Below are 13,565 nucleotides of genomic sequence, written 5' to 3' on the forward strand. Positions count from 1 at the left end.
CGGCCGGATTCAGCGCTTCCGAGGGGCCCGGGCGCCCCGGGCAGCACAATGGCTGCCATGGCCATCCAGACCGCACCGCAGCCGCCCACCGTCGGGTTCGACCTCGACATGACCCTCATCGACTCGCGCCCCGGCATCCACGCCGCCTACCGGGCGCTGTCCGCCGAGACCGGGGTGTGGATCGATGCCGACCTGGCGATCACCCGACTCGGACCGCCGCTGGAGCAGGAGCTGGCGCACTGGTTCCCGGACGAGCTGATCCAGGAGATGGGCGACCGCTACCGGGAGATCTACCCGGACCACGCGATAGCGCCGACCCTCGCGATGCCCGGCGCCCGTGAGGCCATCGAGGCGGTCCAGGCGCTCGGCGGACGCGCGATCGTCGTCACCGCCAAGCACGAACCCAACGCCAAACTGCACCTCGCGCACCTCGGCATCGCCCCGGACGAGGTCGTCGGCTGGCTGTGGGCGGAGGCCAAGGCGGAGGCCCTGCGCGAGCACGGCGCGAGCGTGTACGTCGGTGACCACATCGGCGACGTACGCGGCGCCCAGGTCGCCGGCGCGTTCTCGGTGGCCGTGCCGACCGGGCCCTGCGACGCGGACGAACTGCGCGGGGCGGGCGCGGACGTGATCCTGGACGACCTCACCGCGTTCCCGGACTGGCTGCGGGGCTACGGCCGGTCCTGACACCGCCCCCGCGTCACCCGGTCCGCATATCCGAATCCCGTTGCGGTCGTTAGCGCGACCGAGCGGATTTGGCCTGACGCCGCTGCGCCGCGACCGACCGCAGCACCCCGGTCGCGGCGACCAGGAATCCGACGCCCATCAGCATGCTCACGGCGTACGCGACCGTCGGGAACGGCTCGGTGCCCAGGAACAACGGGGCAACGGTGACCAGAGTGGCGACGGCACCGATGGCGAAGACGATGCCGCCGGCGCGCACCAGTCCGTCACCCGGGGCGGGAGCGGTGGCCGGAGGAGTAGCAGTCATTCGGCCAGGGTAGTTCCCTTGCGCGTAGGAACCGATCGGGGACGTCTTGTCACCAGCCTCTGGACCATTAGCCTTGGGGGTGGCGGGTCAGGCGACCCGCTGTAGTGCTATCCAGAGCCGTTTTTCGGCGCCCGACCTGCGGTGCCCCCAGCGCCCGACGAGTACGAGGACGAGGACAGACGTGCCCACCGGCAAAGTCAAGTGGTTCAACAGCGAGAAGGGCTTCGGCTTTCTCTCACGCGATGACGGCGGCGACGTCTTCGTGCACTCCTCCGTGCTCCCCTCCGGCGTGGACGTTCTCAAGCCGGGACAGCGCGTCGAGTTCGGCGTGGTGGCGGGGCAGCGCGGCGACCAGGCGTTGTCGGTGACGCTGCTCGACCCGACCCCCTCGGTCGCGGCGGCCCAGCGCCGCAAGCCCGACGAGCTGGCGTCCATCGTGCAGGACCTGACGACCCTGCTGGAGAACATCACGCCGATGCTGGAGCGCGGCCGCTACCCCGACAAGGTGCACGGCAAGAAGATCGCCGGCCTGCTGCGGGCGGTGGCGGACCAGCTGGACGTGTGACGCCCGGCGCGTCGCTGAGGCGACCGCGTCAGACGAACGACAGCGCATCCCGGCCGAGGGGCGGTACGAGCCCCTCGGCCGCCGCGCGTGTCAGCAGACCGCGCACGGCCGCGTAGCCGTCGTCGCCGAGGTTGTACGTGAACTCGTTCACGTACAGCCCGATGTGCTGGTCGGCGACCGCCGGGTCCATCTCCTGGGCGTGCTCCAGGACGTACGGCCGTGACGCGTCCGGGTCGTCCCAGGCCATGCGGACGGACGTGCGTGCCGCATCGGCCAGCCTGCGCAGCATGTCGGGGCCCAGAGAGCGCTTGGCGATGATCGCGCCGAGCGGGATCGGCAGCCCGGTCGTCCGCTCCCAGTGCTCGCCCATGTCCGCGAGCGCGTGGAGCCCGTACTGCTGATAGGTGAAACGGGCCTCGTGGATGACGAGCCCGGCGTCCACCTTGCCGTCGCGCACGGCGGGCATGATCTCGTGGAACGGCATCACGACCACGTCGCCGACCCCGGCCGGGACGACATCGGCGGCCCAGAGCCGGAACAGCAGGTAGGCGGTCGAGCGTTCGCTCGGCACCGCGATCGTCCTGCCCTCCAGGTCGGCGCCCGGTTCGCGGGTCAGTACGAGCGGGCCGCAGCCGCGGCCGAGCGCGCCGCCGCAGGGCAGCAGCGTGTACTCGTCGAGGACCCACGGCAGCACCGCGTACGACACCTTCAGTACGTCGAACTCCTCCCCTCGCTTCTCCCCCAGACTCCGTCCGGGAGGTGCCCCCAGGGAGGCCCCACTCCGCTCGGCCCATGCGTTCGTGACGTCGATGTCCGCGAACGTCACGTCCAGCTCGGGCGCGCCCGGCACACGGCCGTGCGCCCAGGCGTCGAAGACGAAGGTGTCGTTCGGACAGGGCGAGTAGGCGATCTTCAGGGTCACGGTTGCTCCTGGAGGACGGGGGCGAGCTGCCGGAACGCCTGTCGCAGCGCGCCGAGCGCCTCGCCGATGCGCCAGGCGTCGCGGTCGCGGGGCCCCACGGCGTTGGATACGGCGCGGATCTCGACCACCGGCACGCCGTGGGCGGCGGCCGCCTCGGCGACCCCGAAGCCCTCCATGGCCTCGGCGGCGGCGCGGGGGTGACGTGCGGCCAGCTCCTCGGCGCGGGCGGCGGTGCCGGTGACCGTGGAGACGGTGAGGACGGGCGCGTGCACCGCGCCGACCGCCTTCGCGATGCGGGCGGACAGCCCGGCGGGCGGCAGGTGGACCGTGCGGCCGAAGCCGAGGGCGTCGACGGGGAGATAGCCGTCGGGGGTCTCGGCGCCGAGGTCGGCGGCGACGATCGCGTCGGAGACGACGAGGGAGCCGACCGGACAGTGCACGGCGAAGCCGCCGCCGATGCCGGCGGAGACGACGAGACCGTACGGCTCGGGCGCGGACGTCAGCGCGGTGGCGGTGGCGGCGGCCGCGGCGGCCGGTCCCACACCGGCGACGAGGACGTCGAGCGAGGGCGTACGGGTGAGGGCGTAGCCGCCGGGGAGGACACCGGGGTCCCCCGTGGCGACGGCTTCGGCCTCCGCCGCCACGGCGGTCACGACAAGGACGCGCACGAGGGTGCCCTCCGGGTCAGGAGTCCTGGCTCAGGACTCCTTCTCGAACTGGAAGCGGTAGATGCCGATGACCTTCTTGCCCTTCGTCTCCATGATGTTGACGTCGGCCTTGGTGGTCGGCTCACCGGTCTGCGAGGAGAAGAAGGCGTTGCCCGGGATGGTCCGGTACGACTTCTTGTAGGGCTCCTGCTCGACGGGCTGCACGCCGAAGAGGAGCGTCCAGCCGTTCTCGGCGATCTCCGGGTCGACGCCCATGCGGACCTTGTCGTCGACAGCGAACTTGATCTTGGTGGGGGTGCCCTTGGTGAGGCACTTCTGGACCTCGGACTCCTTGAGCGCCTCGCCGTCGTTGTAGCAGGTCGCTTCGGTGTGGACCGAGTCCGATCCGACCGTCACGGTCGCGAGCGGGGTCGGCTTGTCGCCACAGGCGGAGAGAACGAGGAGCCCGGCCGAGACAGCGCCGAGAGCGGCGGCGGTCCGGCGGCGCTTGCCGGAGAAGAACGCAACGGTCATGGCCCGAAGGCTATCGGGCCCGCGGCGCGGGGCGGCGCGGGGGTGCGACGCGCGTGTCTCCGACGCAGGTCGGGGGGCGTTCATTTCCAGCCCGTCCGCCGCTTGAGGACACGGCCGCAGGCCGTGCCGTGTCACCGGGCGGTGGTCGGGTCCGATGCCTCGGCCGGGTCGCCGGGGCGCTGCCCCGGACCCCGCGCCTCAATCTCCCCCTATGGCCTGGCGGCCGTGGGAGGTGCCCCCAGCGGGGCTGGTTGTGACCCGGAGCGCATTTCAGCCCGTCCGGCGCTTGAGGACACGGCCGCAGGCCGTGCCGTGGCACCGGGCGGTGGTCGGGTCCGATGCCTCGGCCGGGTCGCCGGGGGGCGGCCCCCCCCCCCCCCCCCCCCCCCCCCGCGGGGGCGCGTTTGGCCCGGCCCCGGCACGCGCCGCGGGCGCGCGGGGGGGGGGGGGGGCGCGCTCTCGTGGGGCTCGTACCCCCGGGCCCCCCCCCCCCCCCCGCCCCCCCCCCCCCCCCACGGCCGCAGGCCGTGCCGTGGCACCGGGCGGTGGTCGGGTCCGATGCCTCGGCCGGGTCGCCGGGGCGCTGCCCCGGACCCCGCGCCTCAATTGCCGGCGGGGCCGATTTTGCCGCGGACGCTTCAGGCGACGCGGGCGCGAGGGGTGTCGCCGCGGCGGGACGCCGAGAGCAGGCCCCGGCCCGCCGACACCGCCCCCACCGCCACGATCGCCGCCGCCACCGACATGCCCAGCGAGCCGTTCAGCGGCAGCGAGATGCCGATCGCCCCGCCCACCACCCACGACATCTGCAGCAGCGTCTCCGAGCGCGCGAACGCCGACGTACGCACCTGTTCCGGCACGTCCCGCTGGATCAGCGCGTCCAGAGACAGCTTCGACAGCGCCTGCGTGAACCCCGCCGCCGCGCCCAGCACCGCCACCATGCCCGCGCTGAAGAACACCGCCGCCAGGATCCCCGCGGACAGCACCAGCGCCAGCATCGTGGCGATGATCAGCTCCGGGCCGCGCGCCTTCAGCCACGCACCCACCGCCGTGCCGAGCGCGTTGCCCACGCCCGCCGCCACGCCCACCATCCCGAGCGACACCGCGGCCGACTGGCCGCCCAGCGGATGCTCGCGGAGCAGGAACGCCAGGAAGAAGATCAGGAACCCGGACAGCGCGCGGTGCGACGCGTTCGCCTGGAGGCCGTGGAGCACCGAGGGGCCCACCGTCCGCAGGCTCGGCTTCTGCTCGCCGTGCGTCAGCATGTGCGCCTTGCGCTCACCCTTCGCCGAGTCCACCTTGTGCGGCATCGTGAAGGCCCAGTACGTGCCCAGCAGGAACAGCGCGCACGCCCCGTACAGCGGCCACTGCGGCCCGATCTGCTGGAGCCCCACTCCTGCGGGCGCGGCGATCCCGGTCGCGAGCAGGCTCGCGAGCGTGACCCGCGAGTTCGCCTTCACCAGTGAGAACTTCGGCGGCAGCAGCCGTGGCACGACGGCGCTGCGCACGACGCCGTACGCCTTGGACGAGACGAGTACGCCCAGCGCCGCCGGGTACAGCTCCAGGCTTCCCGACACGACCGCGCCCGAAATCAGCACGGCCAGCAGCGCGCGGGCGAGCATCGCGCCCGCCATCGCCGCACGCCGCCCGTGCGGGATGTGGTCGAGCAGCGGGCCGATGACGGGGGCGAGCAGCGTGAAGGGCGCCATCGTGACGGCGAGGTAGAGCGCGACGCGGCCGCGGGCCTCGTCCGTCGGTACGGAGAAGAACACCGTGGAGGCGAGCGCCACAGTGATCATGACGTCACCGGCGCCGTTGACCGCGTGCAGTTCGATCAGCTTTCCGAGGCCGGACTCGCCCGCGCCGTGCGCGTGCGTGGCCTTGCGGATGCCGCGCGCCGTGCCGGTGAACGGCAGGTGCAGGGCACGCCCGAACTTCCGGCCCGCTCGTCGGAGCGGCCCGGACGTCTCGGACGACCTCGCGGCTGCCACCTCGTCATAGTGCCCCAACCCCTCTCGGCACGAACCGTGATCCGCGCCGACGGACCGCGTGTTGGACGTCGAACGCGTCCGCGATGCGGACAGTGGGGCTTGTCGGTTCGTCCCGTGTTGGGACGGGCAGGTGGGCGGGGAGCTGCGAAGGGGGTAGCGTGCGTAGCGCGCCACCGGCGGTTGTTCTCGGCCGCGCGCCTCTTCGGCATCCCGCAGAATGGATGACGTCAGGTGTGCCCGAAAACGGATCGGTCCGGGCGTGGACGTCGATGCGGCCCTCTGGTCCGCTCCGCCCGCGGCCCCGTACCTGCCGGCCCGGAAGGCGCACCCGTGAGACGGCGTAGGAGAGAAGCGAGACCTGTGAGTGCGACGACGCGAAGCCGTACCCCCGACCGTCTGTGCGCCGAGGCGGTAGACCTCGCCCGGGAGGCGGCCGAGGAGGCCGCGGCACCCGGAGTGGTCGGCGAGCATGTGTCCCTCGTCTCCGAGGGGGACCGGGTCGTCACCCACTTCTTCGAGTGCAAGGAACCGGGCTACCGGGGCTGGCGCTGGGCCGTGACGGTCGCGCGGGCCTCCCGCGCCAAGGTCGTCACGCTCGACGAAGCCGTCCTGCTGCCCGGCCCCGACGCGCTCCTCGCACCGGAGTGGGTGCCGTGGAGCGAGCGCCTGCGCCCGGGCGACATGGGGCCGGGGGACCTGCTGCCGACCGAGGCGGACGACCTGCGGCTGGAGCCGGGCTACACCGGCGAGGACGAGCCCCCGCCGAACTCGGTGCTCGCGGAGCACCCGCCCTCGCACGACCTGGCCGAACGGGTCGACGCCGAGGACGCGGAGCTCACGGACCGCAGACCGGCGATCGAGGCGACCGACAACAACGGGCGGGGCCAGATCGCGGCGCTCGCCGAGGAGCTCGGCATGCGCCGGGCCAGGGTGCTGTCCCGGTACGGGCTGCACACGGCGGCGGACCGCTGGGACGAGTCCTACGGCCCCAAGACCGCGATGGCGCAGGCGGCTCCGGCGGCGTGCGTGACGTGCGCCTTCCTGGTGCCGATCGCCGGGTCGCTGCGGCAGGCGTTCGGCATCTGCGCGAACGAGTTCTCGCCGGCGGACGGGCACGTGGTGTCCCTGGCGTACGGCTGCGGCGGGCACTCGGAGGCGGCTGTGATGCCGAAGCCACCGGTGCCGCCGCCGCCGGTGCTGGACTCGATGGCGGCGGACGAGTTCCCGCTGCGGCCGGCGCGGGACAGTGGGTCGGTGTCGCCGGAAACGGACGCGGAGTCGGAGGACCTGGGCCACTCCTAGGGTCTTTCGTTTGGATCATGCCGGATCAGTGAGCGGGGTCTGGTGCGTGCGATCGCAAGGCGGAGGAGGGAGCAATGGCGGAGCCATGGCGACCGACGACAACGCGGCGAGCGTGCGTGCCAGGGCCCGCGAGCCCGGCATGATCCAAACGAGAGGCCCTAGCCTCTCCGTCCGGCAGGCCCGCCCCTACGGGACCATGTCCCGGCCCGGCGACGCGTCGCCTGGGCCCGCCGGCGTCCGAGTGGCCGCTGTGCCGGACCCGGCTGCCGCCCGGTGGTCGCAGCACGCCCTGCGGGCGTGTCCTCGAACGCCCGCCGCCGGACGGCTGGAGAGGCGCGCCGACAGCGTCCGGACGGGCTGAAAGCAGGACGGCCGCTACGTTACGGAACTCCCGTACGCGGTACCTTCGGCCCCAGCAGCAACACACAGGCCGCCGCATGCACACGCATGCGGCACCGGCAGGGCGGAGTCACAGCGTGAGCGTCAGGACGACCGAGTGGGCCGACCCGTTCGGGACGGCGCGGCTGCGGCGCGGTGTGCTCGACGCGTGGGGGGCCAGCCCCGCCCGCTTCCGTGAGGACGCCAACGCCGAGGAGGACCTCGCGCTCGGCGGCTACCGGGACCGGCTCGTCGTCGAGCTGGCGCAGAACGCCGCCGACGCCGCCGCCCGCGCCCACGTGCCCGGGCGGCTGCGCCTCACACTGCGGCCGGGTACGGGCGGCGAGCCCAGCGTGCTGGCCGCCGCGAACACCGGCGCGCCGCTCGACGCGACCGGCGTCGAGTCGCTGAGCACCCTGCGTGCCTCCGCCAAGCGCGAGGGCCACGAGACGTCCGTAGGCCGCTTCGGCGTCGGCTTCGCCGCCGTCCTCGCGGTCAGTGACGAGCCCGCCGTCGTCGGCCGCCACGGCGGCGTGCGCTGGTCCCTCGCCGAGGCGCGGGAGCTCGCCTGGCAGGCGGCCAAGGCCAGTCCGGGACTCGGCGACGAGCTGCGCCGCCGTGACGGACACGTACCGCTGCTGCGGCTGCCGCTGCCCGCCGAGGGCAGCGCGCCCGAGGGGTACGACACCGTCGTGGTGCTGCCGCTGCGGGACGGCGCAGCGGTCGACCTGGTCGAGCGGCTGCTCGCCGGGATCGACGACGCGCTCCTGCTGACGCTCCCCGGCCTGGCCGAGATCGTCGTCGAAACGCCGGACGGCGTACGGGAGTTGCGACGCTCGGAGGACGGCGCGTACGTCCGCGTGGACGACAGCGAGCGCGGCGTACGGCGCTGGCGCGTGGTCAGCCACGCGGGCGCGATCGAGCCCACGCTGCTCGCGGACCGGCCCGTCGAGGAGCGGCTGCGCCCGCACTGGGCCGTGACCTGGGCCGTGCCCGTCGATGGGGAGGGCGCGCCCGCCCGCCCGGGCACCGCGCCCGTCGTCCACGCGCCGACCCCCACCGACGAACCCCTGGGCGTGCCCGCGCTGCTGATCGCCTCCCTGCCGCTGGACACGACGCGTCGGCACCCGGCGCCCGGCCCGCTGACGGACTTCCTGGTGGAGCGCGCGGCCGACGCGTACGCCGAACTCCTGGGCGGCTGGCAGCCGGTGAGCACCGGCACGATCGACCTGGTGCCCGGGCCGCTCGGCAAGGGCGAGCTGGACGGGGCGCTGCGGGCGGCGATCCTCACGCGGCTGCCGCGTACGGCGTTCCTGGAGGCCGCCGCGCCGCGGGAGCACGAGGAGGACGACTCCGGCCTGCCCGGCCGCGAGGCACCCCGGGGCCTGCGGCCCATCGAGGCGGAGGTCCTGGAGGGCGCGGGCGCGGAGACCGTACGCGTCCTGGCCGAGGTGCTGCCGAGTCTTCTGCCCGCCGGTCTGGAGCGCCGGGTCGAGCTGCGCACGCTCGGCGTCGCGCGGGTCCCGCTGACCGAGGCGATCGACCGGCTCGCCGGTCTGGAACGCGAACCGGGCTGGTGGCGACGGCTCTACGACAGCCTCGCGGGCGTCGACCCGGACTGGCTGTCGGGCCTGCCCGTGCCGCTCGCGGACAACCGGACGACCATCGGCCCGCGCCAGACCCTGCTCCCTCTCGCGGACACCCCGCCCCACCTGGCCCGCCTCGGGCTGAAGGTCGTCCACCCCGACGCCGCGCACCCGCTGCTGGAGAAGCTCGGCGCGCTGCCCGCCACGCCGCGCGCCGTGCTGACGACCCCGCAGGTGCGGACGGCGGTAGCGGCCTCGCTGGACGAGGGCGAGGTCTGGTACGACGGAGTCGGGGAGGGAGCGGTCGAGGCCCTCGACGCCGAGGAGCTGGCGGAGACGGTCCTCGCGCTCGTGCGGGACGCGGAGCTGGAGCCCGGTGACGAGCCCTGGCTGGGCGCGCTGGCGCTGACGGACGAGGACGGTGAACTCGCACCCGCGGGCGAACTCGTCCTGCCCGGGAGCCCGTTCGCCTCGGTCATGCGCGAGGGCGAACTGGCCCTGTGCGACGCGGAACTGGCCGAACGCTGGGGCGAGCAGCCGCTCGCCGCATGCGGGGTGCTGGCCAACTTCACCCTGGTGCGGGCCACGGACATCGTCCTCGACCCCGATGAACTGGAGCCGCGCGAGGGCGACTTCGCCGAGCCCGACGACGCGGGGCTGCTCGACGCGGTCGACGTGTGGTGCGAGGACGTGCTCGACCGGCTGCCGGACACCCCGGTGCCTCCGGTCGCCACGGAGATCGTCGCGGTGCGCGACCTGGACCTGGTGGACGACGACTGCTGGCCGCAGGCCCTGACACTGCTGGCGCAGCCGCCGCTGCGGGACGCGCTGACCCAGCCCGTACGCATCCTGCTGCCGGACGGTACGACGGAGACGGTGCGGCCGTACACGGCGTGGTGGCTGCGCGACCACCCGGTGCTCGACGGCCGCCGCCCCGCCGGCCTGCGCGCGGCAGGCGCGGACCCCCTGCTGGAGGGCCTGTACGAGTCGGCCGACACGACGGGCTTCGAGGACACCCAGGTGCTCCACGCCCTCGGCGTACGCACCTCCGTCGCCGCGCTGCTCGACGAGCCGGGCGGCGCGGCCGAGCTCCTGGCCCGCCTCGCCGACCCCGGCCGCCGGGTGCGCGCGGACCGGCTGCACGCCCTGTACACGGCGCTGGCCGACCTCGACCCGGAGCAGGTCACGCTCCCCGACGAGCTGCGGGCCGTGGTGGACGGTGAGGTGGTGGTCGTTGACGCGGCGGAGGCAGTCGTGGCGGACACCCCCGACCTGCTGCCGCTCACCTCCGGGCTCCCCCTGCTCCCGGTGGCACCCTCGCGTGCGGCGGACCTGGCCGAACTGTTCCAGGTGCGCCGCCTGAGCGAGGCGGTCACGGCGGAGGTCACGACCGAGGGCGAGGTCCACGAGGTCCCCGAGTCCGTACGGGTCCTGCTCGGCCCCTCGACGCCGGCGACATACGCCGAGCACGAGGAGCTGATCGCGGGCGGCGTCGAACTCGACTGGCGCCGCACCCCGGACGGCGTGCTCCACGCCGCGACGCTGGAGGGCGTGGCGGCGGCCCTGGCCTGGGCGACGGCCCAGTGGCCGCGCCGCTTCGAGGTGGCGGCGCTGCTGGAGGACGCGTCGCGGACGGCGGAACTGGAGAGGGCGCGCTGGTTCGACGCGTGAGCCCCGCGCTGGGGCAGGATGCGCCGATGGACGACCTCATACGCGCCTGGGAACGCATCGAGACCTGGCTGCGAGAGCGCCAGTGCACCAGAGCTGTCTCCGCGCTGCACCCGCCGGCTTCCGAAGAGGCCATCCAGTCCCTCCAGGCTGCCATCCCGTACCCGCTCCATCCGCATCTCGTGCAGTGGCTCCGAATCCACGACGGCGCCCCCGGATGTGACGCCCTCATCTGGCCGGGCGGCTACGTCCCGTACGGCACCGAAGGGCTCAAGGCCGGGCCGGAGTACATGAAGGAAGGGCTCGAAGAGTTCCTCGACCAGTTCCCCGAGTATCGGGACGATCCCGAGGACTGTCCTGCGGTTCCGTGGGCGGATCCGCTGTGGCTCCCCATTGCCGGGACGAACACGGGTGAGAGCCTCCTCATCGACCACCGGCCCGGCGACACCTACGGCAACATCATCGAGGTCGACTATGAGAGCAACGAGGTCACCGCGGTTCGCTGGAAGGATCTGGGAGAGATGATCGGGCTGATGGCCGAGTCCCTGGAGTCCGGATCCCCTATGCCATATTCGCGCCAGAATTCGCGCGTTCCTCAACTGGACGAAGGCCCACCCAGGTACCTCAACTGGAAGTTGGAGAAAATCCAGGACTAGGACGCGAGAAGACCCCTCCCGTAGACCCGCAGGAGTGGGCGAGCGAGCCGGTGATGCACGGGCGGGTGTCGGGGACGCTGAAGGTGAAGCCGCGGGCGACGCCTGTCTCGTACACCTCCACCGGCGCACGCGGGTAGCCGAGCCGATCATTTGGCCGAGACAAACTCGCGTCTGCCCGGTCGTCAGGGCCAGGTGCGCTCGAGGCGGTCCCGCCGTACGGCATACGCGGCGGGACCGCCCTTCTCGACGGCCCGGTAGATCGCGTCCCGGCGCGCGTCGAGCCGTTCGGCCATGTCGATACTGCGGAGCTGCTGATTGTCGAGGTAGAAGAGCACTGCACTACGGTCCAGAACAGGCTGGATCTCAAGGTCCCTGGTCTTGATGCGGCCGTCCTTCGACAGCGGGACCCAGGACTGGTCCAGGCCGTGGGCAATCCACTGCTCGTCCGGGATGTCCTGTGCGTCTGTCGGGAAGACATCGCCGATGCAGTGAACCGCCCAGCCGCGAGACCTCAGTTCCTCCGCGACGCGGCGCCCAAGGTTGCGGTCGAGGAAGAACTCAGGCGGCAAGGCGCACCACTGCGTGGCACAGAGCGTCGACCTGCTCTGGGCTCATGTCGAACTCGTAGGCGATCTCCTCGACGGTTTCGCCGGCCTCCCAAAGGTCGGTGACGGCCTTGACCGGGACGCGATTGGTCGCGATGACCGGCAGACCGCGGCCGAAGCGTGGGTCGATCACGACCGGGACGGACTCCGGGTACTGCCTCAAGCGCAGACTCGAAGGGAAGTCGTCGTCCGCGTCCCAGGTCAGGTAGCGGAGGTAGTCGGACACCACCTCGTGGATCGGGGCTTGCCCGTCCCTGGCTCTGCGCAGATCACCGAACCCGTGCTCGACGAAGATGTCCACGCCATCCGTCGCGATCCGCTTCGAGACGAGGCCGTAGGGGGTGTCGAAGGCGTTGCGTACCGCGGCGGCCGCTTCCCTGATCTCGCTCATGCGCAGGCCCAGCGAGCGCAATGACCTCAGGACATGGGCTTCGGCCACGGCGATGAACGGCACCGAGGGCTGGTTCTTGCGCACGGGTTCCACTTGGTGGACCAGGGGGGCTCCCGCCGCTGTGCCCTTGAGCCAGGAGGTGAGGGTCGACGACGGAATCTCCAGGTAGGAGGACGTTTCCGCAGGAGTGAGAAGCCCGTCCGTAAACCTGTCGACCATGATCCACCTCCTGCTGCTGTCAGGTCCGGCACCATTGCAGCACCAGGTTCCCACGACGGGAGCGGCGGCACACGAATTGCTCAGCACGCCGCCGCCAGGCCGGCGCCCGGTGGGCAGTCGCGGCAGCGGCCCGGTTCCGCCGCGCGGAAGGCGCGTTTGCAGCCGCCGTCGCAGGTCTGCCAGGGCAGGACGGCCGGGGGCGAGGACTGGGCCGGGGCGGGGGCGGGCAACTCGCGGAGGCGGTAGGCCAGGATGCGGGCGGGGCGGGCGCGCAGCGGTTCCGGGAGCCTGATAGTGAGGTGCTCGGTGATCTCCTCGGGGCTGATGCCCAGTGTGAGCCACTCGGTCACCGCCGGGGCGAGGCGGTCGACCTCCCCCCGGGACAGGATCAGCCTGCGGTCGACAAGGCGCAGCGAGGCCAGGACGACGGCGGCCCGCGGGTCGGGCTCGGCGACCCGCACCGGGGCAGGGGCGTCGGGCCGGGCGACCGGTACGGGTACCGGGGGAGCGGCGTCCGGGACGGGCACAGGCTCCTGCCGGGGCGGCCTGGGCCTGCCCGGCCGCGGCGGCACCGGCGGTTCCGGCGGCGTGGGGTCGCCTTCCTGCGGCGGCACGTCGTGGAAGAACGTCCGCGTACGGATCAGGCCGCCCGGTCCGCGTTCGACACGGCGCTCCAGGTAGCCGTCCGCCTCCAGCTCCCGCAGGGCTCGCGAGATCAGGGTCTCGCCCTCGGTGAAGTGCTCGCACAGGGCGTCGATGCGTACCGGTTCGCCGTCCGGCAGGGACAGGATGTAGGCCGCGACACCGACCGTGACCGCGCTCCCGCGGCGCTGGGCAAGGGCGTTGGCGATCACGGTGAAGTCCGCGGCCAGGCGGGTGCGGACGTGGATCACGCCGGAGGTCGGTGCTCCGGCGGGGGCGCGCAGGAGCGCGTTAGACTGCGACTCAGCCATCGGGAAGGTACTGCTTCCTGATCGGTGAGGCCCTCGATCGGGATGCCAGTCCCGGCCGGGGGCCGTCATATGCCAGTTGGTGCGGCGAACGTAACGGCCCGCCATCCCGCCCTGCAAGCCGGTCACCCGTCCGGGTGACGCCGGGGAGGGTGGGAGGGGG

General features: G+C 73.1%; 13 protein-coding genes. 5 read left to right on the forward strand and 8 right to left on the reverse strand.

All coding sequences use genetic code 11. From position 1 onward, the window contains the following. The first annotated feature begins 57 nt into the window (after window positions 1-57). Window positions 58-687, forward strand: coding sequence for an HAD family hydrolase (locus ACF08N_RS24200; protein ID WP_392326754.1), 630 nt, complete (start codon window positions 58-60; stop codon window positions 685-687). 49 nt (window positions 688-736) lie between these two features. On the opposite strand, the gene ACF08N_RS24205 is transcribed toward ACF08N_RS24200, so the two are convergent. After that, window positions 737-991: a hypothetical protein gene (locus ACF08N_RS24205; RefSeq protein WP_392326755.1), complete on the reverse strand. Its 255-nt coding sequence runs from the start codon at window positions 989-991 to the stop codon at window positions 737-739. Window positions 992-1,172: 181 nt separating this feature from the next. Here ACF08N_RS24205 and ACF08N_RS24210 point away from each other — a divergent pair, with 181 nt between their 5' ends. Continuing rightward, complete coding sequence (locus ACF08N_RS24210; RefSeq protein ID WP_215177820.1) at window positions 1,173-1,556, forward strand: cold-shock protein; 384 nt, start codon at window positions 1,173-1,175, stop codon at window positions 1,554-1,556. Window positions 1,557-1,584: 28 nt separating this feature from the next. Here ACF08N_RS24210 and ACF08N_RS24215 read toward each other — a convergent pair whose 3' ends face one another. The 4 genes from ACF08N_RS24215 to ACF08N_RS24230 form a co-directional block, all read right to left on the reverse strand. After that, window positions 1,585-2,478, reverse strand: coding sequence for a 1,4-dihydroxy-6-naphthoate synthase (locus ACF08N_RS24215; RefSeq protein ID WP_392326756.1), 894 nt, complete (start codon window positions 2,476-2,478; stop codon window positions 1,585-1,587). Next, window positions 2,475-3,146 (reverse strand): futalosine hydrolase, encoded by a 672-nt coding sequence (locus ACF08N_RS24220; protein ID WP_392326757.1) that lies wholly within the window; start codon window positions 3,144-3,146, stop codon window positions 2,475-2,477. Before ACF08N_RS24220 ends, ACF08N_RS24215 begins: the two co-directional genes overlap by 4 nt. Window positions 3,147-3,176: 30 nt before the next feature. Beyond that, on the reverse strand, window positions 3,177-3,659 hold the full coding sequence (locus ACF08N_RS24225; protein ID WP_392326758.1) for a DUF2771 domain-containing protein: 483 nt from the start codon (window positions 3,657-3,659) through the stop codon (window positions 3,177-3,179). A gap of 638 nt (window positions 3,660-4,297) precedes the next feature. Continuing rightward, window positions 4,298-5,647 (reverse strand): MFS transporter, encoded by a 1,350-nt coding sequence (locus ACF08N_RS24230; RefSeq protein ID WP_392326759.1) that lies wholly within the window; start codon window positions 5,645-5,647, stop codon window positions 4,298-4,300. 360 nt (window positions 5,648-6,007) lie between these two features. Here ACF08N_RS24230 and ACF08N_RS24235 point away from each other — a divergent pair, with 360 nt between their 5' ends. The 3 genes from ACF08N_RS24235 (at window position 6,008) to ACF08N_RS24245 (ending at window position 11,237) form a co-directional block, all read left to right on the forward strand. Beyond that, window positions 6,008-6,949 carry a DUF3027 domain-containing protein gene (locus ACF08N_RS24235; RefSeq protein ID WP_392326760.1) on the forward strand — a complete coding sequence of 314 codons (942 nt, stop codon included), beginning with the start codon at window positions 6,008-6,010 and terminating at the stop codon, window positions 6,947-6,949. A 437-nt stretch (window positions 6,950-7,386) separates the two neighbouring features. After that, window positions 7,387-10,584 carry a sacsin N-terminal ATP-binding-like domain-containing protein gene (locus tag ACF08N_RS24240; RefSeq protein WP_392326761.1) on the forward strand — a complete coding sequence of 1,066 codons (3,198 nt, stop codon included), beginning with the start codon at window positions 7,387-7,389 and terminating at the stop codon, window positions 10,582-10,584. After that, window positions 10,581-11,237: an SMI1/KNR4 family protein gene (locus ACF08N_RS24245; protein ID WP_392326762.1), complete on the forward strand. Its 657-nt coding sequence runs from the start codon at window positions 10,581-10,583 to the stop codon at window positions 11,235-11,237. Before ACF08N_RS24240 ends, ACF08N_RS24245 begins: the two co-directional genes overlap by 4 nt. Before the next feature lie 182 nt (window positions 11,238-11,419). Here the strand turns inward: ACF08N_RS24245 and ACF08N_RS24250 are convergent, their stop codons facing one another. The 3 genes from ACF08N_RS24250 to ACF08N_RS24260 all read right to left on the reverse strand — a co-directional run bounded on the left by ACF08N_RS24250 (window position 11,420) and on the right by ACF08N_RS24260 (window position 13,405). Further along, the gene (locus ACF08N_RS24250) at window positions 11,420-11,806 is read right to left on the reverse strand and encodes a toxin-antitoxin system, toxin component, PIN family protein (protein WP_392326763.1); all 387 of its coding nucleotides are present in this window, start codon (window positions 11,804-11,806) and stop codon (window positions 11,420-11,422) included. After that, window positions 11,796-12,452 carry a DUF433 domain-containing protein gene (locus tag ACF08N_RS24255; protein ID WP_392326764.1) on the reverse strand — a complete coding sequence of 219 codons (657 nt, stop codon included), beginning with the start codon at window positions 12,450-12,452 and terminating at the stop codon, window positions 11,796-11,798. The genes ACF08N_RS24250 and ACF08N_RS24255 overlap by 11 nt, the downstream gene beginning before the upstream one ends. Window positions 12,453-12,532: 80 nt before the next feature. Next, window positions 12,533-13,405 carry a hypothetical protein gene (locus tag ACF08N_RS24260; RefSeq protein WP_392326765.1) on the reverse strand — a complete coding sequence of 291 codons (873 nt, stop codon included), beginning with the start codon at window positions 13,403-13,405 and terminating at the stop codon, window positions 12,533-12,535. Window positions 13,406-13,565 lie beyond the last annotated feature (160 nt).

The organism is Streptomyces sp. NPDC015127, assembly GCF_043080095.1.
In the GTDB taxonomy this organism is placed as follows: domain Bacteria; phylum Actinomycetota; class Actinomycetes; order Streptomycetales; family Streptomycetaceae; genus Streptomyces.

Coding starts and splice junctions, on each gene's coding strand:
- ACF08N_RS24200 (WP_392326754.1), top strand. CDS start 58: ATGGCCATCCAGACCGCACCGCAGCCGCCCACCGTCGGGTTCGACCTC.
- ACF08N_RS24205 (WP_392326755.1), bottom strand. CDS start 991: ATGACTGCTACTCCTCCGGCCACCGCTCCCGCCCCGGGTGACGGACTG.
- ACF08N_RS24225 (WP_392326758.1), bottom strand. CDS start 3,659: ATGACCGTTGCGTTCTTCTCCGGCAAGCGCCGCCGGACCGCCGCCGCT.
- ACF08N_RS24240 (WP_392326761.1), top strand. CDS start 7,387: ATGCACACGCATGCGGCACCGGCAGGGCGGAGTCACAGCGTGAGCGTC.
- ACF08N_RS24255 (WP_392326764.1), bottom strand. CDS start 12,452: ATGGTCGACAGGTTTACGGACGGGCTTCTCACTCCTGCGGAAACGTCC.
- ACF08N_RS24260 (WP_392326765.1), bottom strand. CDS start 13,405: ATGGCTGAGTCGCAGTCTAACGCGCTCCTGCGCGCCCCCGCCGGAGCA.